This window comes from Rhizobium sp. 01T437, assembly GCF_056398505.1.
The window spans coordinates 1-21,786 of record NZ_JBFTPM010000006.1 but is presented as its reverse complement, the minus strand read 5'-3'; the positions used below and the strand labels follow the sequence as shown (position 1 = coordinate 21,786).

General features: G+C 59.1%; 25 protein-coding genes. 18 read left to right on the top strand and 7 right to left on the bottom strand.

From position 1 onward, the window contains the following. The first annotated feature begins 16 nt into the window (after positions 1–16). The 4 genes from cheT (at position 17) to visR (ending at position 4,319) form a co-directional block, all read left to right on the top strand. Positions 17–406, top strand: coding sequence for a chemotaxis protein CheT (gene cheT / locus AC1DM5_RS13145; protein ID WP_477818922.1), 390 nt, complete (start codon positions 17–19; stop codon positions 404–406). Positions 407–520: 114 nt separating this feature from the next. Next, positions 521–2,215, top strand: coding sequence for a flagellar basal-body MS-ring/collar protein FliF (gene fliF, locus AC1DM5_RS13140; RefSeq protein ID WP_477818921.1), 1,695 nt, complete (start codon positions 521–523; stop codon positions 2,213–2,215). 602 nt (positions 2,216–2,817) lie between these two features. Continuing rightward, complete coding sequence (visN, locus tag AC1DM5_RS13135; RefSeq protein WP_477818920.1) at positions 2,818–3,564, top strand: transcriptional regulator VisN; 747 nt, start codon at positions 2,818–2,820, stop codon at positions 3,562–3,564. An 8-nt stretch (positions 3,565–3,572) separates the two neighbouring features. Further along, positions 3,573–4,319, top strand: a complete 747-nt coding sequence (gene visR / locus AC1DM5_RS13130; RefSeq protein WP_477818919.1) for a transcriptional regulator VisR — start codon at positions 3,573–3,575, stop codon at positions 4,317–4,319. A gap of 151 nt (positions 4,320–4,470) precedes the next feature. Here visR and AC1DM5_RS13125 read toward each other — a convergent pair whose 3' ends face one another. From AC1DM5_RS13125 to motA, 6 genes are all read right to left on the bottom strand, one after another. Continuing rightward, the gene (locus AC1DM5_RS13125; protein WP_112541535.1) at positions 4,471–4,911 is read right to left on the bottom strand and encodes a hypothetical protein; all 441 of its coding nucleotides are present in this window, start codon (positions 4,909–4,911) and stop codon (positions 4,471–4,473) included. A 5-nt stretch (positions 4,912–4,916) separates the two neighbouring features. Then, positions 4,917–5,996 carry a flagellar biosynthesis protein FlhB gene (flhB, locus tag AC1DM5_RS13120; protein WP_477818918.1) on the bottom strand — a complete coding sequence of 360 codons (1,080 nt, stop codon included), beginning with the start codon at positions 5,994–5,996 and terminating at the stop codon, positions 4,917–4,919. 132 nt (positions 5,997–6,128) lie between these two features. After that, a complete protein-coding gene (gene fliG, locus AC1DM5_RS13115; protein WP_477818917.1) occupies positions 6,129–7,166 on the bottom strand; it encodes a flagellar motor switch protein FliG in 1,038 nt (345 codons plus the stop codon). A 28-nt stretch (positions 7,167–7,194) separates the two neighbouring features. Continuing rightward, positions 7,195–7,821, bottom strand: a complete 627-nt coding sequence (fliN, locus tag AC1DM5_RS13110) for a flagellar motor switch protein FliN (RefSeq protein ID WP_477818916.1) — start codon at positions 7,819–7,821, stop codon at positions 7,195–7,197. Positions 7,822–7,887: 66 nt separating this feature from the next. After that, complete coding sequence (locus AC1DM5_RS13105; RefSeq protein WP_477818915.1) at positions 7,888–8,835, bottom strand: FliM/FliN family flagellar motor switch protein; 948 nt, start codon at positions 8,833–8,835, stop codon at positions 7,888–7,890. Continuing rightward, positions 8,836–9,708: a flagellar motor stator protein MotA gene (gene motA, locus AC1DM5_RS13100; protein ID WP_477818914.1), complete on the bottom strand. Its 873-nt coding sequence runs from the start codon at positions 9,706–9,708 to the stop codon at positions 8,836–8,838. It abuts the gene before it with no gap. 249 nt (positions 9,709–9,957) lie between these two features. On the opposite strand from motA, the gene flgF reads away from it, so the two are divergent. The 13 genes from flgF to fliP all read left to right on the top strand — a co-directional run bounded on the left by flgF (position 9,958) and on the right by fliP (position 18,902). Further along, on the top strand, positions 9,958–10,692 hold the full coding sequence (flgF, locus tag AC1DM5_RS13095) for a flagellar basal-body rod protein FlgF (RefSeq protein ID WP_477818913.1): 735 nt from the start codon (positions 9,958–9,960) through the stop codon (positions 10,690–10,692). Between the two features lie 15 nt (positions 10,693–10,707). Continuing rightward, positions 10,708–12,108 (top strand): flagellar protein export ATPase FliI, encoded by a 1,401-nt coding sequence (fliI, locus tag AC1DM5_RS13090; protein WP_477818912.1) that lies wholly within the window; start codon positions 10,708–10,710, stop codon positions 12,106–12,108. 2 nt (positions 12,109–12,110) lie between these two features. After that, the gene (locus AC1DM5_RS13085; protein WP_007816102.1) at positions 12,111–12,653 is read left to right on the top strand and encodes a hypothetical protein; all 543 of its coding nucleotides are present in this window, start codon (positions 12,111–12,113) and stop codon (positions 12,651–12,653) included. Between the two features lie 170 nt (positions 12,654–12,823). Then, positions 12,824–13,216, top strand: a complete 393-nt coding sequence (gene flgB / locus AC1DM5_RS13080; protein ID WP_007816099.1) for a flagellar basal body rod protein FlgB — start codon at positions 12,824–12,826, stop codon at positions 13,214–13,216. A gap of 4 nt (positions 13,217–13,220) precedes the next feature. Further along, complete coding sequence (gene flgC / locus AC1DM5_RS13075) at positions 13,221–13,640, top strand: flagellar basal body rod protein FlgC (protein WP_477975101.1); 420 nt, start codon at positions 13,221–13,223, stop codon at positions 13,638–13,640. After that, positions 13,640–13,981, top strand: coding sequence for a flagellar hook-basal body complex protein FliE (gene fliE, locus AC1DM5_RS13070; RefSeq protein WP_310378846.1), 342 nt, complete (start codon positions 13,640–13,642; stop codon positions 13,979–13,981). Before flgC ends, fliE begins: the two co-directional genes overlap by 1 nt. 19 nt (positions 13,982–14,000) lie before the next feature. Beyond that, positions 14,001–14,789, top strand: coding sequence for a flagellar basal-body rod protein FlgG (flgG, locus tag AC1DM5_RS13065; RefSeq protein ID WP_477818910.1), 789 nt, complete (start codon positions 14,001–14,003; stop codon positions 14,787–14,789). A gap of 16 nt (positions 14,790–14,805) precedes the next feature. Further along, a complete protein-coding gene (flgA, locus tag AC1DM5_RS13060) occupies positions 14,806–15,288 on the top strand; it encodes a flagellar basal body P-ring formation chaperone FlgA (protein WP_310378842.1) in 483 nt (160 codons plus the stop codon). Next, the gene (locus AC1DM5_RS13055; RefSeq protein ID WP_477818909.1) at positions 15,285–16,406 is read left to right on the top strand and encodes a flagellar basal body P-ring protein FlgI; all 1,122 of its coding nucleotides are present in this window, start codon (positions 15,285–15,287) and stop codon (positions 16,404–16,406) included. Before flgA ends, AC1DM5_RS13055 begins: the two co-directional genes overlap by 4 nt. Next, positions 16,403–16,942 carry a MotE family protein gene (locus AC1DM5_RS13050; RefSeq protein WP_477818908.1) on the top strand — a complete coding sequence of 180 codons (540 nt, stop codon included), beginning with the start codon at positions 16,403–16,405 and terminating at the stop codon, positions 16,940–16,942. Before AC1DM5_RS13055 ends, AC1DM5_RS13050 begins: the two co-directional genes overlap by 4 nt. Continuing rightward, entirely contained in the window at positions 16,939–17,652 is a 714-nt protein-coding gene (gene flgH / locus AC1DM5_RS13045; protein ID WP_477818907.1) for a flagellar basal body L-ring protein FlgH, read from the top strand. The genes AC1DM5_RS13050 and flgH overlap by 4 nt, the downstream gene beginning before the upstream one ends. Positions 17,653–17,664: 12 nt before the next feature. Next, entirely contained in the window at positions 17,665–18,168 is a 504-nt protein-coding gene (locus AC1DM5_RS13040; RefSeq protein WP_477975099.1) for a flagellar basal body-associated FliL family protein, read from the top strand. Then, positions 18,165–18,902 carry a flagellar type III secretion system pore protein FliP gene (gene fliP / locus AC1DM5_RS13035; protein WP_007816083.1) on the top strand — a complete coding sequence of 246 codons (738 nt, stop codon included), beginning with the start codon at positions 18,165–18,167 and terminating at the stop codon, positions 18,900–18,902. Before AC1DM5_RS13040 ends, fliP begins: the two co-directional genes overlap by 4 nt. 107 nt (positions 18,903–19,009) lie before the next feature. Here fliP and AC1DM5_RS13030 read toward each other — a convergent pair whose 3' ends face one another. Further along, complete coding sequence (locus AC1DM5_RS13030; protein WP_477818905.1) at positions 19,010–20,929, bottom strand: O-linked N-acetylglucosamine transferase, SPINDLY family protein; 1,920 nt, start codon at positions 20,927–20,929, stop codon at positions 19,010–19,012. Between the two features lie 401 nt (positions 20,930–21,330). Between AC1DM5_RS13030 and AC1DM5_RS13025 the strand changes: the two genes are divergently transcribed. Further along, positions 21,331–21,786 (top strand): flagellin N-terminal helical domain-containing protein (locus tag AC1DM5_RS13025; RefSeq protein WP_477975097.1); only part of this gene is annotated, 456 nt, incomplete at its 3' end.

Below are 21,786 nucleotides of genomic sequence, written 5' to 3'. Positions count from 1 at the left end.
TGGCGAGGATTTTTATATGACTTTTACACCAATCATCGAGCCGCCATCGCCGGTCGAGGCACTGAGCGACATATTGATGCGCATTGTCTCCGAGCTTCACGACGTTGCCTACCTGATGGAACGGATCGAGCCGCAGCTGATCGAACTGGGCGGCTCGGAAATCCTGAATTCCCCTGATAGCATGAAGGTGATGCAGGGCATCGATCTCGCCGTGCAGAAATCGCGCGGTCTGGCCGAATTCATCGACACCATCACCGGCGAAATTCCGCAGGGCTGGTCGATCGATGTTGCCACCGCGCTGAGCCTTGTGAAGCTTGCCGAAATGCAGAAAGCACTCGGTGGCGGCACCCGTCACGGCCACTCCCAGCCGCTCAGCAAGGCGGCAGGCGACTTCGATTTCTTCTAATACCGCAATTCATTTCCGCATGCGCTGAACGAAACGCTCGCACAAGTTTCGGCGTCTATTCGTCAAATGAGGCAATAAGCCTGCTTTGTCTTTGACGGATCGTGCGAGAACAGAATGAATCTGTTAAATCAATTAGTTCAGATTATTAAGAACTTTGGTTCGCTTGGGCGGACGCGTTTAATGATCCTTGGTGGGGTCGGCGCCGCTTCCATCGCAATCATCCTGGCGGCCGCAATTTTCGTCAACAAACCGGCCCAGGAAACGCTTTATGTCGGCCTGGACACGCCTGATCTCAACCAGATCAGCATGGCGCTCGCCGAAAGCAACGTCGATTTCCAGGTTGGAACAGACGGCTCCAGCATCACCGTACCAGCGGGCATGACGGGCAAGGCCCGGCTGCTGCTTGCCGAACGCGGCCTGCCGAACAGCGCTAATGCCGGTTACGAACTCTTCGATAATGTCGGTTCGCTCGGCCTCACCTCCTTCATGCAGGAAGTGACCCGCGTCCGCGCCCTCGAAGGTGAAATCGCCCGTACCATTCAATCGATCTCAGGCATCACCGCCGCACGCGTTCACATCGTCATGCCCGAGGTCGGCAATTTCCGGAAGGCTGAACAGAAGCCGACGGCCTCCGTCATGATTCGCGCCAGTGCCGCGACAGGGAGAAACGCCGCCACCTCGATCCGACATCTCGTCGCCTCGGCCGTGCCGGGGCTTGATATCGCTGACGTGACGATCCTCGATTCCGCCGGCCAGCTTCTCGCCTCCGGCGATGACGCCTCGAACGGTACGCTGAACCGCTCGCTCAATATCGTCCAGAACGTCCAGCAGGAAGTCGAATCGAACATCGACAAGGCGCTCGCCCCCTTCCTCGGCATGGACAACTTCCGCTCCAGCGTAACGGCCAATCTGAACACCGACGCCCAGCAGATCCAGGAAACCACCTACGATCCGGAATCCAAGGTCGAGCGCTCGGTCCGCTCCACCAAGGAAGCCCAGCAGTCGCAGCAGAACCAGGCCGACAACGCGACGACGGTCGAGCAGAACATTCCGCAGGCCGCACCTCAAGCCGGCGGCGCCACCGGCCCGCAGTCGCAGGACAAGTCCGACAAGCGCGAAGAACAGACCAACTACGAAATCAACAGCAAGACCACGGCCACGACGCGCAACAGCTACCGGGTCGAAAAGCTCTCGGTCGCCGTCGTCGTCAACAAGGGCCGTATCGCCAAGATGGTGGGCGAACCGGCAGACCAGGCCAAGATCGACGCTTATCTCGCGGAGATGAAAAGCATCGTTGCCTCGGCCGCCGGCCTCGATACCAACCGCGGCGATGTCGTCACCGTCACCGCAATGGACTTCCTCGAGAACCAGCTTCTCGACGATGCCAACAGCGGCGTCCATGTCATGGACATGCTGAGCCGCAACCTCGCAGGCATCATCAACTCGCTGGCCTTCGTCGCGGTCGCCTTCGTGGTGGTCTGGCTGGGCGTGCGTCCTCTCATCCGCACCGTCAACGGCTCGGGTTCATCCGCCGCAGTTTTCGGCGACGCCACTCCGGAATCGGCTGGCCTGGAACTGCCGGACTTCGCACCGGCGGGCGCTTCCGCGGGCGGCGCGCTCATGGATGGCTTCGGCTCCGACTTCGGCTTCGACAGCACCGAGGATCTGCTCAGTCTCGGCGACGACGACGGCAACTTCAACCGCCGCGTCAAGGAAGGTCCCGAACGCAAGCTCGCCCGTATGGTGGAGATCAACGAGGAGCGCGCCGCGAAGATCCTCAGGAAATGGGCCATCGACGAAGCTGCATAATGAAAAGGTCGGGAAACCGGCCTTTTTCTTTCTCGTCTGTGGATACATCGGCCGGTAACAAGAACGTTACCGGCACTCGTGACCGGCTCGTAAGGAGCCGGTTACTCTATTGCAGAGAGTTCTGATGTAGAGATCGCCAGGCAGCGGGATGACGCCGTTCGCATGATGCTCAAGCCGTGCATAAGGCGGATGGCGTAAGTATGTCTCCAGTAGAACAATAGATCGTTGCTTGCGTGCGTTTGAAATCTGCTTTTGCCGGGGCATTCGGTTGCGGCACTTCCTTGGCCGGAACTGTGATAATTACGTCATTCAGACCGATAATTCCGCTCAGCGCAACTCGCGCATAAGGCGAGAAACGTTGCGGCCAATGCCAGAATCATCCTAGTTTTATACATCTTCGCGAGAGCGGAGTGGTGATCGAATCACCGCATGGAAGGTCGCAAAAGTAAATCCCCAGAAGTCGGAGATGGTGATTTACGATGGTTGGCTTACCCTTAAGTGATTCGAAGTGGGATTCGTGTGGGGCATGTGTTTGAATCCCTTTCACAAAAACAGAACTTCTTTGCGAGAACCGACAGTTTCTCAGCCGCAGGTCACTGCCAATGGATATGGACATATTTCAGGCGAATAAAGGCGAGAAGCAGATGGCGAACTTCGTCGGCGCCAATGTGCCGGATCTTTTGCCGCGCGACGAACTGATCGATCGCCTTCGCGTCATCGCCGAAACCGGCAAATTGCATGCCGGCTTGCTGGCACTGACCGAGTATGTCGGCGCCATGCACTATCTGATGGCGCGCTGCGATCTCATTCAGGAAAGCGGTCTGGACTTTATCGTTTCGTCCGACTGGCCTTTCGATCTGGTGAAGGAGGTCGCCAATGACCTGGTTGTCGGTTATGCGCGCTCGACTGAATTCGAGAAGTGCATGCAGGTGCTGCAGCCGGGCTTCGCACTCCTGCCGGACAGCGCCGATGTGCCGTATGGCGCGAGCCGCCAATATTGCTCGCTGACCTTGAATGTCGGCCGCTCTCGCTTGGTGCTGATGTTCTTGTTCAGGGAAGGTTTCGTTCTTTCGCCGGAACGTCTCCGGGACGTAGGCCTGCTTGCAGGCTATTTCGCAAGCTTCCTTCGGTGCGGGGGCACGAAGGTCGATCGCGATTTCGAGTTGACCGACCGGGAGCTGGAGTGCCTCTTCTGGATTGCCGAAGGCAAGACAAGCGACGAGATCGCCATGATCCTCGGCATCTCCCGGAATACCATCAATAACTATATTACCAGCGTGATGCGGAAGACTGCAACGAAGACGCGTTCCGAGGCGATAGCCTTCGCCGTTCGCAACAATCTCGTTTGAGGGGAATTATGGGGCATCAACCAGGCAGGGCGATAGGCAATACGGACCAGATGCGCATGGTACGTGTGAACAGGATTTCCAGCCGGTCTGACCTTTTCCCGCGCCTGATTGCCATGCAGAAGCTCGCGGATGCGCAAGGCTTCGCCGTCTTTCGTGTCACCGGCTCTGGCGTGCCGGCAAAGCAGCGACTGATCTGCGAGCTGGAAAATTGGGGGGCCTCGAATGCCGGCTTCGGCAAGGGCTTCGTCGATGCCCATGGCGAGGCTTTGCTCGACCATATCGATCGCTCGCTGCTGCCTTTGTTCTGGGCCGGTAGCCATGATCGTGCAGCTCCTGGTCCTGCCGACTTCTCTCCCTTCATGGTGAGGCTGAAAGACGGCATGGTGCCTTTCTCCGGTCTCGCATTTCCAGTGCGCCTTGGCGCCATTGGCAATGGCTTCGTGCTTTTCACCGGCGACGATATCGATCCGTCGAGCGATACGATCATCGAGCTCCATGGCCGGTGCTGCAATGTGATGATGGACCTGCTGTCGCTCGATGAGCGGCGTGCGGCGGCGACCGAAGCGCTGAGCGAGCGTGAGATCGCCTGCCTTCAGCTTGCCGGCGACGGCCGTATCAGCGAAGAAATCGCCGACAAGCTCGGCCTGTCCGTCCACACCGTGAACGCCTATCTCGGCTCGGCGACCATCAAGCTCGATTCGGTCAACCGTATCCAGGCGATCGCCAAGGCGATACGCCTCGGCTACATCAGCTAGAGCAATTCCAGCGAAAGCGTGCAGCGGTTTTGCGTGCGGAATGGCGTGAAACAAGGAGCATTTCGCGATTCGAAGAAAAGCGGAAGGACTCTGAGAACGGCAAAGCCCGGCGCCTTGCGGGCCGGGCCTGATATTCTCAAACGGAAGTGTTTTAGCCGGCGAGCGCTTGCGGCTTTGCTACGATATAGCGCGCTTCGTGCAGGCTTCTTTGGAGAAAAGCCGTGTTTGCGTCCGGATCGCTGGAGGCGTTCTGGAAGGAAATATGATTGATCTCGATGCCAGCATGGTCTTCGGCGAGTGTCAGCTGCGCATAGACGGTCACGCCGCGCGGCTTGATTTCGAGATCGAGCACAACTTCAGGCTTGCCGCCCCATTCCAGCGTATAATTTCCCCCCAGGCCGAAGTTGACAGTGCCAGGATGGAAAAACAGTTCCGCTGCGGAAGCGACGAGGTCGGCGAGATTGCCGTAATACTCGAAACGCAGCAGAGAAATGAGATCGGATGCGTCCAGAAGCCTGAGCTCGGTTGCGACCGGGCTGATCGCTTCTGCAAGGATTTTTTCACGCTGGGCAGAGTAGGGGCATTTTTTCATTCGACTTATCTTACCCGTTTGTTCTTGGCCTCCGCGGCGTAAACCCGATGAATGAGTTCCGCGACGGCCTTATAGAAGACTGACGGTATGACACTATCCACCGAGACTTGCGCAAACATGGAGCGTGCGAGAGGTGGATCCTCGAAGACGGGGATGTCGTTCTTCTCGGCGATCTCTCTGATTTTTAACGCAATAAGGTCCTGGCCCTTGGCAAGGACGACCGGTGCATCGTTTTCTTCGCGTACGTAGCGCAGCGCTACGGCATAGTGCGTCGGGTTGGCGATGACGAGGGTGGCACGCTGGACACTGGCGATCATGCGTCGGCGGGCGCGGTCACGCATGACAGAGCGCTGCCTGCTCTTGACGAAGGGGTCGCCCTGCGACTGCTTATTTTCTTCCTTTATCTCGTGCTTCGTCATCTTCAGTTCGGTGAACCAATGATAACGCGTCCAGAAGACGTCGGCGATCGCAACGATCGCGGTGGCGACCAGCATGACGATGATGATCTTGCGCATCGCCGTCATCATACGAACCATGATCGTCTGCGGATCGGAGAACATCGCATCGATCGAGCCGAAATATTCGCTTCTGAGGACGAAGAAGAGAATCACTCCGACGACAACCACCTTGAACAGCGACTTACCGAATTCGACGAGGCCTTGAAGGCTGAAGAGCCGCGACCATCCCTTGATGAGCGAAATACGCGAGGCCTGCGGACGGATGCGTTCGAGAACCGGCGTCGGCAGGTTCTGAAAGATCGACGAGGCGATACCGAACGCTATGAACATGATGAAGGCAGGGGCCAGAAGCGCAGCCATAGCCCAGCCGAGCTTCGCAAAGAGTGAGATGACGTCAGGCCCGGTCTCGATCTTCCACTGGTCCGGCTGCTCGAAGACGTCACGCAGGGTCTCGGCCATGTGTGACGTCGCGTCGGGAAGGAAGAAGACGAGATAGATGAAGGTCGCCAGAATCGTCGTGAAGATCGAGATTTCGCGCGAGTGGGGGGTATTACCTTTTTCGGCAGCATCAGACCGCTTTTTCGCGGTAGGGGCTTCTGTTTTGCTGTCCTTGTCTTCATCGGCCAAGTCTGCGGCCCTCCGTCAAAGAAAAAGGCCGCGACTGGAGCGCGGCCCATTTCCCCGAAGGGTAGTCTTGTGCGTGCTGCTGATCAACCGCCGCCTTGTGGGCGAGGGGCTTTGTCAACAACTGCGATGGCTCTAGGCCGCGGCCGGGCCGCCTTCCTTTTCCTTGAGCTCGATCTGGCCGGCATTGGCCAGGCGAATCGCTTCCTGGGCGACGGCGCGGCGCGCAATCGCGATCTCGCGCGGATTGACGCCGGCCATGCCGCTCTGCAAATCCGATTCGATCATGCGACGCTGGCGCGGACTGATGGAGGAAAGCACCGATTCGCGGATTTCGGCCGATGCGCCGCGCAGTGCGACGGTGAGAACGTCGGACGAGATATCGTTGAGCAGCATGACGCGGCTGCGCTGCGGCATGAGCATGAGGTCTTCGAAAAGGAAGATCTTCGGACGAACCTTGTTGACCGCTTCGCGGCTGATTGATTCGAGCGAGGTAAGCAGCGTATCGACCTGCGGTTTATCCATTTCGTTCATCAGGTCGGCGACCTTGGTCGAGCCTGATGCGTTGCGTTCCGCGTCGATCTCGGCAAGCAGCGTCATCACCTGGTTTTCGATGATCTGCGCGGCCTTCGGGCTGACGCCCTTCATGTTGACGGTGCGGTTCATGATGTCGGCGCGGCGGTTGTCGGGAAGCTGCAACAGCACCTTCGCGCCGAAGGACGACGGCATCATGGACAGGATATAAGCAACGGTCTGGGGATGCTCGCGCAGCAGGAACTGGGCGACGAAGGCAGGTTCCGCCTCGGCGAGACGGTCCCAGATGGAAGTTTCGTAGGCCTGGAAGGCGGTACGGCGGCCAAGCAGGCTGTCGACTTCGTCAGGCGTCAGCCCTTCCTCGAGGATGGCCTCGATCGCCTTGGCGTTGTCCATCAGACCGGCGCCTTCGGTGAAGAGATCTTCAAATTCGCCGACGAGCTGAAGCAGCTCGTCCGGCGGGATGGCGCGAAGCGCCTGGGCAGATCCGATGATGGTCTGCAACTCGGCCTGCGTGAAATATTTCAGCAGTCGGCCGGCGACGCCCTTCCCCATAGCGAGAAGAACTGCCGCCGCCTTTTCAGCCTGGGTCAACGGTTTCCCGGCAAGTGCGCCGCCGAAATCGTCAAAGTCCATCATGGTCTAACCTCTCCGTCCCGCACAGGGATCAGGCTTTTTTCGTGCTCAAAACTTCTATCAGTTTTACACCGAATCGCGTGTCGTCGTTATCAAGAACCGTAATCTCGCCGCGTGCAATCCTGCGGCCATTCACCATTATCTCGACCGGCTCGCCGATCTTCTTGTCGAGCGCGATGGTAGCACCCTCGGTGAGGTTCATCAGGCCGGAAACCTGCATGCGGCTCGTCCCGAGCACGATCTGGACATCGATAGGGATGTCCATGATCAGGTCGAAGTTCGAGTTCAGTGCGCTCCCGAGCGGTGCCGGAGCGGACTGGAAGGAGTTGCCGCCGAAGCTCGGCGCGGCGTCAAGGCTGGGAAAGCCTGCTGCACCCATGCCGGCAGCATTGTCGCCGAAATCACCGCCCCCGAAATCGCTGCCTTCGAAATCGGCACCGCCAAAGGAGGTTTCGCCGGCATCACCACCGAACGGCGAAAGGTCCGTTCCTGCTGCGAAAGCATCGTTCTGCAGGTCGTCGCCGAACTGCGGAAGGTCGCCGTCCGAATCTTTCTTCAGCACGCCGCGCAGATCGTCGATAGCCTGATCCAGATCGGCTTCATTGCCCGGCATGTCCAGGGAGAGGTCACTATTCTGCTGTGTCTTCTTCGTAGCCATGAAATCACTATTCCAGTTGAAACTTGCCTCAAACTGCCTTTGTGGCGCTGAGAGCGAGAGAACCGATTAATTCATTAAGTGCCGGATCAGCTCATCATCCGAATTCATGGTGTCTTTCACTCGCACCATGTAGTTGTCGCCTGAACGCCCGAACTCGCACACATACAATTCTCGGCTGTTGGCGCTGACTTCGACGCGTACGTCGCCGCTGTCGCGGAAAGGAATGACGTCGCCGGCCATCAGTTTGGAAATCGTTCTGAGCGTCAGATCCTGCAGGCGGATCTTCGCTTCGAGGGTCACCTGCGACCGGCGAACCTGGTCGCCGATCTGCTCCGTCCACTCTGGCGATTTGCTTGGCTGCTTCTTCGGCTTCGGGGCAGAGACCTTGGTCTTGAGCAACGCTGCCTGGGGGACGATCAGGCTGAATTCGGAAGCGATGCCGGCAAGCGTGATCGACATGTTGATCGCAGCCGCGAATTCATCCGGACGGTCTTCCGGCGGACGGATGCGTGCTTCAAGAGCGAAGGGAGCCGATAGGCTCGGCTCGAATCCGCCCGGCGCGTTGACGGCCGAACGCAGCACCTTGGAGATCTTGTCGAACACCATGCAGGCGAGGTCGATCTCGATAACGGAGAGAAGCCGGTCGGCTGGCTCCTCGATCGTTTCGGCAGCAGCGCCAAGCAGATGTTCCATCAGGGTAATGATGAAACCGTTGCCACAGGCGATGGTGATGTTCTGGGACCAATTGCGCAGCGTTGCATCGACCAGCGTCATGTTGGTGCTGAGATCGTCGATCAGATGATTCTTGTAGCCKATCTCGCAGCCGAGATAGCCGACTGTCACRTCGAGGCCGGTTTCGCTCTTCAGGATRTCRGGAAGGAATTCGCTGTAGATATCGCTGAAGGAACTGCAGAGCTTGGCAACCCTGCCCTTGTCGCCGAGACCGCCGGTCAATTTGGCAAGGAGGACGGGATCCATTGTCGGGTTGTCATGCGAAGCATTGCTCATAGTCATTTAAGCTGCCTTGTTTTCGCCACCTGGGTTCATCATTTCCTGTTCCACCGCGTCGATCGAAGGGCGTTCATACGCCGAGATCGTCTTGCGGCCATATTCGAGGGCGACCTGCGGCACCGAGCCGTTCATGTAGGCAAGCAGGGTCTGCTTGACGACGACGTAGAGGCGGTGCTGCTTGGAGCGGACGACCTTGATCTGCGAGACCAGCGGTGAGCAGACGCAGTAGGAAAGCAGAATGCCGAGGAATGTGCCGACGAGTGCCGAACCGATGAGGTGGCCGAGCACTTCCGGCGAGTCGTTGATGTGCGCCATGGCCTTGATGACGCCGAGAACCGCCGCGACGATACCGATAGCGGGGAACGAATCGCCCATGATCTGGATCGCATGGTAAGGCTTCATCTTGTCATGAAGGATGGTGTTGATTTCTTCGTCCATCAGCGCCTCGATCTCGTGGGAGCGGGCGTTGCCGATGATGATCAGGCGCACGTAGTCGCAGATGAAGGCCGTCAGTTCCTTGTTCTTCAGAACTGTGGGGGCTGACTGGAAGATCGTCGATTCGGCCGGATTGTCGATATGCGCTTCGATTTCGTTGCGCGATTTCGTACGCAGGTCGCGCATCAGCGAATAGAGCACGCCGAGCGTATCGAGGTAGTTGCGCTCCTTGGGAACGGAGTGCTTGAAGGCCTCGCCGAGCGCCTTGCCGGAGTCCTTCACCACCTTCATGGGGTTCGCCATGATGAAGCTGCCGAGGCCGGCGCCGCCAATGATCAGGAATTCGAAGGGCTGAAAAAGAGCATCGACTTCGCCGCCCATGGCCATGAAGCTACCGACGATACAGCCGCAGACAACTACAAATCCGATAATAATATTCATCGTCAGCCCAATCTGAACGTTGCTTTTCTTTGCGACGGATAGGATTTGTGCCTTGCGTGAGGCTGATGAACGCGGCTTTTGCGCATTCATTTGCGCTACCAGCTTCGCGCAAGGATTTGCCTTCATATTGAACGTGACGAGTGGGCCTATGCGCGCCCATGTCTGAGATGCCGCTCAGCGGAACCCGTGGCCGAACTAAAAGGAGCCCGGTGTTTCGTCCCGTTTATCGCCAATGTGGAGCTTACCGACATGCAATCCGGTCTTTACGTTTCCCTGTCGTCGCAAATGGCTCTCGAGAAACGCCTGACGACGATCGCCGACAATATGGCCAACGTGAACACGACCGGTTTTCGCGGCACCGAGGTAAAGTTCGATGAAATGATGGCGAACAACGAGAACAAGACGAACACCAAGGTTGCCTTCGTCTCCCAGGGCAACGACTACCTGGACACCACTCATGGCGAAATGCAGCACACCGGCAACATGCTCGACTTCGCCATCAAGGGCGATGCCTGGTTCTCTCTCGATACGCCCGCCGGCCGCGTTCTGACAAGGGACGGCCGCTTCACGATGCGTGATACCGGCGAACTGGTTTCCATCCGCGGCTATCCGGTTCTCGATGCAGGCGGTGCACCGGTCGTGCTCAACACCGCCGGCGGCGAGCCGAAGGTCGGCACTGATGGCATCATCTATCAGAATGACCGCCAGGTCGGTTCACTCGGCCTCTTCGAAGCCGATATCAGCAAGGGTTACCTGCGCTACGAAAACAGCGGCATCATGACGACCGAGCAGCCGCGCGCCGTCGTCGACCGCTTCAATGTCGGTGTCGAGCAGGGCTATCTCGAAAATTCCAACGTCAATGCGATGCACGAGATGACGCAGCTGATCGAGGTGAATCGCGCTTTCGATAGCGTATCGTCGCTGATGCGCGACAGCGAAGACTCCTTCAAGGAAGCGGTTCAGACGCTGGGCGGCAGCCGCTAAGGCAGGGTGTGAAGCATGAACACCACCCTGTTGACCGAGGACGCGCTCTCGCCGAAGCTCACACATCTCGGCGACCTTGCAAAGCGCTACACGTCGCCGGAATTCTCCGTCACCCATGGCGGTCGCGTGCACACCATCGCCGCCGGCCACTATACCGTCCGTGGCCTTTCCCGGCATGTGCGGCTTGGCGAGTTCGTGGCGCATAAATCCGCGACGGGTGTCCATCTTGGCGAAGTGGTCAGGGTAGAGCCGGACCTGGTTTACGTCTGCCCGATCGAACCGGGCGAGCCGATCGGCATCCATGACATCGTCATCCGCAAGGGTGCATTCCGCATCTCTCCGTCAGACAGCTGGTGCGGCCGCACCATCAATTCCCTCTGCGAGCCGATCGACGGTCTCGGCCCGATCACCGAAGGCCTGGACCACCGTTCGATCTCGAACACTGCCCCGCCCTCGATGACGCGTCAGCGCGTCGAAAACGGCTTCAAGACCGGCGTGCGCGCGATCGATATTTTCTCGCCGCTCTGCCTCGGCCAGCGCCTCGGCATTTTCGCCGGCTCCGGTGTCGGCAAGTCGACGCTGCTGTCGATGCTGGCCCGCGCCGACGCCTTCGACAAGGTGGTGATCGCGCTGGTCGGCGAACGCGGTCGCGAAGTCCGCGAGTTCATCGAGGATACGCTCGGCAGCAACATGAAGAAGGCGATCGCCATCATCGCCACCAGCGATGAGAGCCCGATGCTGCGAAAGATGGCGCCGCTGACGGCCGTGACGATCGCCGAGCACTTCCGCGACAAGGGCGAAAACGTTCTCTTCATCGTTGATAGTGTCACGCGTTTCGCCCACGCCATCCGCGAAGTGGCGACCGCTTCCGGCGAGCCGCCGATTGCGCGCGGCTATCCGGCTTCCGTCTTCACTGAGCTGCCGCGTCTTCTGGAGCGCGCCGGTCCCGGTCCGGAAGGCGCCGGCACCATCACCGCGATTATCTCCATCCTCGTCGATGGCGACAATCATAACGACCCGATCGCCGACTCCACGCGCGGTATTCTGGACGGTCATATCGTTCTCCAGCGCAGCCTGGCGGAGGAGGGGCGTTACCCGCCGATCGATCCGCTCGCCTCCATTTCGCGTCTTGCCCGCAAGGCCTGGACGCCGGATCAGGAAAAGCTGGTTTCCCGCCTCAAGGTGCTGATCCATCGTTTTGAGGAAACACGCGACCTGCGCCTTATCGGCGGCTACCGTCCAGGCGCCGATGCCGATCTCGACATGGCGGTCAAGCAGGTGCCGATCATCTATGACGTCCTGAAACAATCTCCGGGAGACCGCGAATCGCTTGATGCCTTCGCCGATCTTGCCGGGGCTCTCAAGGCCGCCGCCGGCGTACCGACTCCGAGTGCGCCTATTCAAAGGAGGGCCTGATTATGGCCGATTTCGAAGACGAACGGATCGCCGCGCTGAAAGAGCGTAACAAGGGAGTGCTGCTCGACCGCGCGCTGACCTTTTTGGGTCTGGCACTTGCCGGCGCTTCCGCCTTCTTCCCCTGGTACGTCTTCTTCAACGCGGACAAGTTCGGCATCAGCGTTGCCGATAGCAATGCCTCTCGTGAATTGCCGAATTGGCCGGCGCGCAACGTCTTCAGCGTTTCACCGCTCGCCATGGTCAACAAGAACGATGAAGGCAAGAAAGTTCCACCGATCGACAATATGACGACGGCAACCGTTTCCGAGCTCGGCAAGGAGCGCAACGGCGACGCCTCGATGGAGGATCAGCCCTTCCCCGGAAAAGGCTCTTTCCGTTTGCTGCACGTGGCCAACGGCCGGGCGCTCATTGAAGATCCCTCGGGCATGTATGTCGTGCGCGTCGGCTCGATCCTGCCTGACGAAAGCCGCCTTGCCACATTGGAACAGCGCGACGGCAAGTGGGTGATCGTTACTTCCAAGGGTGAGATCTACCAGAACAACTAGTTCAGGCAAAAAGACGAATCGCTGCGAGGCCCTGTCGGAGAAACGGCCGGGCGGCGGTTGGTCGCTGTCTGCAAGTAATCTCGAAGAATGGCTTGTAAAGCCTGCATTTACCGTAAGTCCCACGCAAGATTACCGCCCTAGGTTCGGCATAGTAAAAACGGAGAGTTCTCATGCAACCGATTCAACTTTTCGACTTGGCTTCAAAGCAGGCGGAATGGCTGACGATTCGTCAGGAGGTTGTTGCCGGCAACATCGCGAATGCAAACACGCCGAAGTTCCGCGCGAAGGACGTGACGCCTTTTCAGGCAGTGCTCGACCAGTCGGACGTCACCATGGCGCGCACCAATCCGATGCATCTGAGCGGCAACGATTTCAGCACGAGCGGTGACATCGACGTGAAGGATGCAGCACTCGATCAGGAAATCGGCGTGCAGGAATCCGGCAACACCGTCGGTGTGGCCGAAGAACTCTCCAAGTCCGGCGAGATCAAGCGTCAGTACGACCTGAACACCTCGCTGGTCAGTTCCTTTCATCGAATGATGTTGATGACCGTAAGGAAGTAGACTCATGGATCCGCTTTCAGCAGCAATGAAAATCGCAGGTTCCGGGCTCGAATCGCAGTCGACACGTCTGCGCATCGTCTCGGAAAACATCGCCAACGCCCGTTCGACTGGCGACACACCCGGTGCCGATCCCTATCGTCGCAAGACCATCACCTTCGGTCAGCAACTGGATCGCGCGAGCGGCGTCGAGACCGTCAACGTCAAGAAAATCGGTACGGACGAAGGCGATTTCACCAAGGAATATGATCCGAGCAATCCGGCTGCGGACGAGAAGGGCGTCGTCAAGATGCCGAACGTCAACATCCTGATCGAGATGGCCGACATGCGCGAAGCCAACCGTTCATATGACGCCAATCTGCAGACGATCAAGCACACTCGCGACCTCATTTCCTCGACGATCGATCTCCTGAAGAGCGGACAATAATGATCAGCAGCGTACAGAACGTAAGCAATCTCTCGATGACCCGAGCCCTCGGCGCCATCGATACCGAAAATTCCGCCTCCTCTTCGACCGCAACCTCATCTGCTGCGGCCGGCGTATCCAACGGCCTGAGCTTCGCCTCCGTCATGGGCAACATGGCGACCGAAGCCGTCAGCAGCCTGAAGGGCGCGGAAAACATGTCCTTTGCCGGCATCAAGGGCACGGCTTCCACGCGCGAAGTCGTCGATTCCATGCTGCAGGCGGAGCAGACGCTCCAGACTGCAATCGCCATTCGCGACAAGGTCGTCTCGGCCTTCCTCGAAGTCACCAAGATGCAGATGTAACTGATTTGAGGACGAACACATGAGAGCGCTCGCCATCGCAGCAACGGGCATGGATGCCCAGCAGACCAACCTGGAAGTCATCGCGAACAACATCGCGAACATCAATACGACCGGTTTCAAGCGCGCCCGCGCCGAGTTTACCGACCTTCTCTATCAGACCGAACGTGCCAAGGGTGTCGCCAACCGCGCCAACCAGGCTGTCGTTCCCGAAGGCGCCAACATCGGTCTCGGCGTCCAGACTTCGGCCGTGCGCAACCTGCATCTCCAGGGCGAATTGACCCAGACCGGCAACGACCTCGACGTCGCAATCGTCGGCAAGGGCTTCTTCCAGATCCGGTCGACGGATGGTACGACGCTCTATAGCCGTGCCGGTGCGCTCAACAAGAACGATCAGGGCCAGCTCGTCAACATCGACGGTTATGAAGTCATCCCCGGCGTCACTATTCCGCAGGGCTCCACCGAACTGACGATCAGCCGCTCCGGCGAAATCACCGCCAAGTTGCCCGGCCAGACCACGCCAACCACTCTCGGCCAGCTTACGCTCGCCGATTTCGTCAACGAAGCCGGCTTGCAGCCGATTGGCGACAACCTCTTCCAGGAAACGCCGGCATCCGGCGAAGCGGTTGTTAGCAATCCTGACGAAGACAATATGGGCTATCTCAAGCAGGGCTACCTGGAATCCTCGAACGTCGATCCGGTCAAGGAAATCACCGAGCTGATATCGGCCCAGCGCGCTTACGAAATGAATTCCAAGGTGATCACGACAGCTGATGAAATGGCATCCATCGTCAGCAAGAACCTGAAGTAAGAGGGAAGGGCCGAACATGATGTTTCGCCGGGCAGGACACATCCAAGGATGGGTGGCTGCGGCCACGATCGCAATCGCTGGCATGGTCATGCCGGCAGCAGCGGATGCCGGCATGGGTTATGCCGTCGTCCCCACGACGATCATCTATCCCGGCGACACGATTTCGAGCGCTCAGCTTCAGGAAGTCGAGGTCACCAATCCCAACCTCGCCGGAGACTATGCAAAGTCGGTCTCCCAGGTCGAGGGTCTGGTTTCCAAGCGCACGCTCCTGCCGGGGCGGACGATTTCGATCTCCGCCCTGCGCGAGCCCTATACGGTCACGCGCGGTTCCAATATCCGCCTGGTCTTCCAGCTTGGCCAGATGACCATTTCCGCTGCCGGCTCGCCTCTTGAAGATGGTGCGACCGGCCAGATGATCCGTGCACGCAATATGGATTCCGGCGTCATCGTCAGCGGCACCGTGCTCGCCGACGGTACGGTCCATGTGAGGGCAAAATGAAGTTCTTCTTTCGTATCCTGAGCTTGGTTGCGGTTCTGGCGATGAGCCTGATTGATGTCGCGCCTGCATGGGCGTTGACGTCCCGCATCAAGGACATTGCCTCGCTTCAGGCCGGCCGCGACAACCAGCTCATCGGCTACGGTCTGATCGTCGGCCTGCAGGGAACCGGTGACGGTTTCCGTGCTTCGCCTTTCACCGAGCAGTCCATGCGCGCGATGCTGCAGAACCTCGGCATCTCCACGCAGGGCAGCCAATCGAACGCCAAGAATACGGCGGCCGTCATGGTCACCGCCAACCTGCCGCCCTTCGCAAGCCCCGGCAGCCGAATCGATGTGACAGTCAGCTCGCTCGGCGATGCGACCTCGCTACGCGGCGGCACGCTCGTCATGACTTCGCTGTCGGGCGCTGACGGCCAGATCTATGCTGTCGCCCAGGGCGCCGCCATCGTCACCGGCTTTCAGGCTCAGGGACAGGCCGCGACCGTGACTGAGGGTGTGACGACGGCCGGCCGCGTGCCGGGTGGCGCCATCATCGAGCGCGAGCTGCCGTCCCGCTTCAAGGATTCGGTCAATCTCGTCCTGCAGCTCCGCAACCCGGACTTTTCCACCGCGATCCGCATTGCGGATATCGTCAACGGCTACGCCAAGGCACGCTTTGGCGGTCCGGTCGCGGAAGCCAAGGATTCGCAGGAAGTCGTCATCGAGAAGCCGCGCGAGGCCGATCTCACGCGCCTGATGGCCGATATCGAAAACCTCGTGGTCGAAACCGACACGCCGGCCAAGGTCGTCATCAACGAACGCACCGGCACGATCGTCATCGGTTCGGATGTCCGTGTCTCGCCGGTCGCCGTCAGCTACGGCACATTGACCGTGCAGGTGACCGAAACACCGCAGATCATCCAGCCGGAGCCCTTCTCGCGCGGTGAGACCGCTGTCCAGCCGCAGACGGATATCCAGGCGCAGAAAACGGGCGGACGGGTCGCTATTATCGACGGTCCTGACCTGCGCACTCTCGTTGCCGGTCTCAACAATATCGGTGTCAAGCCGGATGGCATCATCGCCATTCTCCAGGGCATCAAATCTGCAGGCGCCCTGCAGGCGGAGCTTGTGCTGCAATGAGCAAGATCACGAACCAGAACCCGATCGTCGAACTGTTGCGCCGGCTGGCATTGCCGGCCGCAGGCCTCGTGCTGCTTTCCATTCCCGGCGCCTTCGCCCAGGAAGTGGCGCCGGCAGGCGACATCACCTCGACGGACGAGGTCAAGCAGTTCTGCACGAATATCGCCGATCCGGCCCGCGATCAGCGCTATCTCCTGCAGAAACAGGAGCTCGAGAAGCTGCGCGCCGATATCGACAGCCGCGTTGCCGAGATGGACAAGCGCAAGGCCGAATACCAGGACTGGCTGAAGCGGCGCGATGATTTCCTCAAGCAGGCCGAGGCCGGCCTGACGGATATCTACAAGAAGATGAAGCCGGATGCGGCAGCGCTGCAGCTGCAGGACGTCAGGCCCGAACTGGCTGCGGCCGTCATCATGCGGCTCGGGCCGCGTCAGTCGAGCCTGATCCTGAACGAGATGGATTCCACTAAGGCCGCCAAAATCGCCGGTATCATTGCAAGTGCATCTGATCCCAATACCTCGAAGGATCCTTCATGAATAAGCGTTTACCGGCTGTGATTGTCGCCGTCGCACTCCTTGCAGGCTGCCAGTCCACGGCAGTCAACGAGATCGGCCGCGCGCCTGCCATGAGCCCGATCGGCAGCGGTCTCGCCTACGGCCAGACGCCGCAGATGGCGCTCTATCCGAAGCAGCCGCGCGCCGTCGCGCAGGGCTATTCGCTGTGGAGCGATTCGCAGGCCGCGCTCTTCAAGGATGCGCGCGCGCTCAACGTCGGCGATATCCTGACGGTCGATATCCAGATCAACGACAAGGGATCCTTCGACAACGAGACCAATCGCAGCCGCAAGAATTCGAGCGGCATGAACTGGGATGTCAACGCCCAGGTCTTCGGCTGGACGCCGCAGTCCAAGACGGATCTGACCTACGGTTCCGACACGAGCACGGACGGCAAGGGCAAGATCGAGCGTACCGATAAGCTCAACCTTCTGGTTGCCGCCGTTGTCACCGGCATTCTCGAAAACGGCAACCTGGTTATCAGCGGTTCGCAGGAAGTTCGCCTGAACCAGGAACTGCGTATCCTCAACGTCGCCGGCATCGTGCGTCCGCAGGACGTCAATTCCGACAACCAGATCTCCTACGACAAGATCGCCGAAGCCCGCATCTCCTACGGTGGCCGTGGCCGCCTGATGGAAGTGCAGCAGCCGCCGCGCGGCCAGCAGGCCGTCGATCTCTTCTCGCCGCTTTGAGGCTGAACCAAGATGGCAGACAACGAAACAGGCGAAGGCAAAAAGAAGTCGAGCGGCATGGTGATGACGATCATCGGCCTTGCCGTGCTGACGGTGGTCGGCGCCGGCGGCGGCTGGGCGGTCGGCAACATGGTAGCCCCGAACATCCGCAGTGCCGCGGAGGCCGAACAGGCTAAGGAGGCCGAGGCCAAGAAGAAGGCCGAAGGCGGTCTTCCGAAAATCGCCAACGAAGCCAACAACATTGTGCTGCTCGATCCGGTTACCTCGAACCTCGCTTATCCCTCGGAAAACTGGATCCGACTCGAGGTGGCGCTGATGTTCAACGGGCCGCCGGATGTCAAGGTCGCCGAGGATATTCACCAGGATATCCTCGCTTATGTCAGGACCATTTCCCTTCAGCAGATCGAAGGGCCGCGCGGCTTTCAATATCTCAAGGATGACATCCAGGAACGTGTTGACCTTCGCTCTCAAGGGCGCGTATCGAAGGTCATGTTCAGGACCTTTGTCATCGAATGATTCGACTTATAGTTTTCCTTGCCGCCATGATGGCGGTGCCGGAACTGGCGGTAGCTCAGCAGCTGCCGACTGATCTATTGAACATCCCGGTCGACGGCTCTGTCGCCGCCTGGATCATCCGGACGTTCGGCCTTCTGACCGTGCTTTCGGTTGCGCCGGGCATCCTCATCATGGTGACGAGCTTCCCGCGCTTCATCATCGCCTTTTCGATCCTGCGTTCGGGCATGGGCCTGTCGTCGACCCCCTCGAACATGATCCTTCTCTCGCTTTCGCTGTTCATGACCTTCTACGTCATGTCGCCGACCTTCGATAAGGCCTGGCAGGACGGCGTTCAGCCGCTGCTTGCCAACCAGATCGATGAGGCGACCGCGGTTCAGCGCATTGCCGAGCCGTTCCGTACTTTCATGTCTGCCAATACCCGCGATAAGGATCTCGCGCTCTTTGCCGATCTTGCCCGCGAGCGCGGCCAGAATATCCAGACGACCGAGCCCATCGACTACCGTATCCTTCTTCCCGCCTTCATGATCTCGGAGATCCGGCGCGGTTTCGAAATCGGCTTCCTGATCGTCCTGCCCTTCCTCGTCATCGACCTGATCGTTGCGACGATTACCATGGCAATGGGTATGATGATGCTGCCGCCGACCTCGATCTCATTGCCGTTCAAGATCCTTTTCTTCGTGTTGATCGACGGCTGGAACCTTCTGGTCGGCAGTCTCGTGCGCTCCTTCAGCTGACGGACAACTGACCAGTAAAACCGGTCTGGCAACATTCTTTCTCTTACAAACACAAAGCCCGCCGGATCGATCCGGCGGGCTTTGCGATATTGGATGCGCCTCCTCGCTCAACTGTTCGAGCCGAAAGGCTCGGTGCGTGGCGGCAGCGCCGGTACGTCTATATGATCAGGGGCAAGACCCTGCTTGGCTCGGTCCGCCATCAGTTCATAGGCATGTTCGAGGTGATGGCAGAAGCGTTCGGCATCAAAGAGCGGCGCGATAAAGCGCTTCTCCTGCAGGTGCTCTTTGTAGCCGGCGACGCGCTCGGGCTTGAGAGCAAGCTCGACTGCGAGATCCTCGTAGGCCTGGAGATCGTCGGCGACGAGTTCCGGCAGGTCGATAGCCCTGAGCAGGCTTTCGCTGACGCGCGAGGCGAAGTTGGTACCTTTCACCGTCAGGACGGGCAGGCCACCCCAGAGCTGCTCCGAGGTGGTGGTGTGACCGTTGACAGGGAATGTGTCGATGCCGAGATCGGCCGCCTGCTGACGGCTGATATGTTGCTCGTAAGGTGCACGCGGGCAGAAGATGATCCGCTTTGCCGAGATACCATTGGCCTGGAAACGCTCCAGCAGGTTTTCCTTGTTGCGGGTCGTATTCGCCATCAACCAGAGTACGCTGTCAGGCGCACGCTTGAGGATCCGGCACCAGCTGTCGACCACTTGCGCGGTGAGCTTACGGTTACCGTTGAAGGATGCGAAGATAAAGGCGTTTTCCGGTAGGCCAAGCTGTTCGCGCGTGACCGGCTGCGGCCGAGGGCGGTTCGCCGGATCGTTCGGCTGATAGCTCTCCGGCAGGCGCAGGAATTTCTCATGATAGAAGGGCTTGGCGATGTCAGGCAGCACCGAGTGATCGCCGATGACATAGTCGAGGTCGACATTGAGCGTGCTGCCGGGGAAACCCAGCCACGCCACCTGGATCGGCGCCAGCGGCTGATTGAAGGACGAGGCGCGGCTTCCGGAGGTGTGGCCCTTGAGGTCGACCATGATGTCGATGTTCTGGGCGCGAACGGCATTCAGGACAGCTGCGTCCGACAGGCCGTATGTATCGACGATCTTGCCCCACCGGCTGCGATCGGTGACGTTCTTCTCCAGAAACTCGGGTTGCGTGTGATCGAAGAGCGTAATTTCGAACCGGTTGCGATCATGAAGCTCGAGAACCCGCTGCAGCAGCTTCATCGTCGCGTGACCGTCCCACAAGTCCGAGGACATATAGCCGATGCGGATCTTGTCGGACCAGGTATGCGGCAGACCGCGTCGATAACCCACGCGCACCGGGTCCAGAGGCTGCGTGCCGATCGTCGCATAGCGATTGAAATCCTCGTTGCCGCACCAATGCAGATGATAGAACGGGTTGTCTTTCCTCAGCGTATCGACCTCGCCCTTGGCAAGGGCGGCGTCGATAGGCGCCTGATGTTTGTTCGCCTCATCGAATTCGTTGAATTCGCGCACGCAGACGAGATACAGAAAACGGAAGGCGAGGTTGCCCGGGAAGCGCCGGAAGAGGTTGCGGGCGAGCTGCTGGTTCGTCTCGTCCATGAGGTCGTCGCTGAGCAGCAGCGCGGCGAGACGCATATGATCCGGGTTCATGCTTTCGGACAGGATCTTCTTGAAGGGGCGCAGCAGATCCCGCCGCTGCCGGCGCACATAGATCGTCGCGATAATGAACGCGAGTTCCGCATCCTCCTGCGCCTTGCCGAGATTGCGCATCGCGATCAGCAGGGCGTCGTCCTCGTTGCCGGCCTCCAGGTGGAGTTTAGCGGCAGTCTTCAGGAATTCGAAGGCGCCTTGGGGTGCGCAGTCGGCCGCAAGGCCATAAGCCTTGGCCGCGTCGGATTTGAAGCCGAGTTGCAGCAGGTTCTTGGCCAGGAGAGCGTAAGTCTTGGCGTCCTTCTGGGTATCGATGAGCTGGTTGAGCGTCGCGAGGGACTGTGTATAGCGGCCCGCCTGATAATCCCGGGATGCCGCCGAGAACGAAACTTTGCTGTTCAAAACCTAACTCCGTGAGGAAATGTTCCGGCATGAAATGTGATCGACGGGATAAGCAGTCAGGCTCCCGCAGAATGCAGGTTACCCTCCGATACTATCCCGGCTTCTGCCATACTGGCATTCGAAGCTTGCTTGAAACCGGTGCGGTTGAATGCTCGCTTTCCGAGAAAAGCCGACACTTCAAAATAGAATTCAAACAACGTTAACTATACAACTGGAGCGGCTTGGCGAGGAACTCCGCTTTTAAGAAGTTGGCAAGCATTGGCTGCGAGATTGCGCTGGACATGACGGGTTTGGGCCAAGAAACAAAGGCACCGAGTAGCATGAAGCTGGTCCGTCATCGCCGGTATTCATAGTCCGGTATGTCCTCCTTTTTTGTATCTAGTTTTCTAGGGGACACACTTATGACGAGCATTAACACGAACAACTCCGCCCAGGCCGCTCTCCAGACGCTGCGCAACGTCAACCAGGGCCTCAACACCACGCAGAACCACGTTTCCACGGGTTATCGCGTCGGCAAGGCTTCCGACAACGCTGCTTACTGGTCGATCGCAACGACCATGCGTTCGGACAACAAGGCTCTCGGCGCTGTTTCTGACGCTCTCGGCCTCGGTGCTGCCAAGGTTGACACTGCCTACACCGCCATGGACAGCGCTATCGACGTCGTCGGCGAAATCAAGTCCAAGATCGTTGCCGCTACTGAAAACGGCGTCGACAAGAAGAAGGTTCAGGAAGAAATCGACCAGCTGCAGGACCAGCTCGTCAGCATCGCTCAGTCGGCTTCCTTCTCCGGTGAAAACTGGGTTGCAGGCGCCAACGGCACGAAGAGCGTTGTGTCACGGCACGAAGAGCGTTGTGTC

Bases quoted from the DNA above. Each gene is read 5' to 3' on its own strand.
- cheT (WP_477818922.1), top strand. From the start codon at position 17: ATGACTTTTACACCAATCATCGAGCCGCCATCGCCGGTCGAGGCACTG.
- fliF (WP_477818921.1), top strand. From the start codon at position 521: ATGAATCTGTTAAATCAATTAGTTCAGATTATTAAGAACTTTGGTTCG.
- visN (WP_477818920.1), top strand. From the start codon at position 2,818: ATGGATATGGACATATTTCAGGCGAATAAAGGCGAGAAGCAGATGGCG.
- visR (WP_477818919.1), top strand. From the start codon at position 3,573: ATGGGGCATCAACCAGGCAGGGCGATAGGCAATACGGACCAGATGCGC.
- AC1DM5_RS13125 (WP_112541535.1), bottom strand. From the start codon at position 4,911: ATGAAAAAATGCCCCTACTCTGCCCAGCGTGAAAAAATCCTTGCAGAA.
- fliG (WP_477818917.1), bottom strand. From the start codon at position 7,166: ATGATGGACTTTGACGATTTCGGCGGCGCACTTGCCGGGAAACCGTTG.
- fliN (WP_477818916.1), bottom strand. From the start codon at position 7,821: ATGGCTACGAAGAAGACACAGCAGAATAGTGACCTCTCCCTGGACATG.
- motA (WP_477818914.1), bottom strand. From the start codon at position 9,708: ATGAATATTATTATCGGATTTGTAGTTGTCTGCGGCTGTATCGTCGGT.
- flgF (WP_477818913.1), top strand. From the start codon at position 9,958: ATGCAATCCGGTCTTTACGTTTCCCTGTCGTCGCAAATGGCTCTCGAG.
- fliI (WP_477818912.1), top strand. From the start codon at position 10,708: ATGAACACCACCCTGTTGACCGAGGACGCGCTCTCGCCGAAGCTCACA.
- AC1DM5_RS13085 (WP_007816102.1), top strand. From the start codon at position 12,111: ATGGCCGATTTCGAAGACGAACGGATCGCCGCGCTGAAAGAGCGTAAC.
- flgB (WP_007816099.1), top strand. From the start codon at position 12,824: ATGCAACCGATTCAACTTTTCGACTTGGCTTCAAAGCAGGCGGAATGG.
- flgC (WP_477975101.1), top strand. From the start codon at position 13,221: ATGGATCCGCTTTCAGCAGCAATGAAAATCGCAGGTTCCGGGCTCGAA.
- fliE (WP_310378846.1), top strand. From the start codon at position 13,640: ATGATCAGCAGCGTACAGAACGTAAGCAATCTCTCGATGACCCGAGCC.
- flgG (WP_477818910.1), top strand. From the start codon at position 14,001: ATGAGAGCGCTCGCCATCGCAGCAACGGGCATGGATGCCCAGCAGACC.
- flgA (WP_310378842.1), top strand. From the start codon at position 14,806: ATGATGTTTCGCCGGGCAGGACACATCCAAGGATGGGTGGCTGCGGCC.
- AC1DM5_RS13055 (WP_477818909.1), top strand. From the start codon at position 15,285: ATGAAGTTCTTCTTTCGTATCCTGAGCTTGGTTGCGGTTCTGGCGATG.
- AC1DM5_RS13050 (WP_477818908.1), top strand. From the start codon at position 16,403: ATGAGCAAGATCACGAACCAGAACCCGATCGTCGAACTGTTGCGCCGG.
- flgH (WP_477818907.1), top strand. From the start codon at position 16,939: ATGAATAAGCGTTTACCGGCTGTGATTGTCGCCGTCGCACTCCTTGCA.
- AC1DM5_RS13040 (WP_477975099.1), top strand. From the start codon at position 17,665: ATGGCAGACAACGAAACAGGCGAAGGCAAAAAGAAGTCGAGCGGCATG.
- fliP (WP_007816083.1), top strand. From the start codon at position 18,165: ATGATTCGACTTATAGTTTTCCTTGCCGCCATGATGGCGGTGCCGGAA.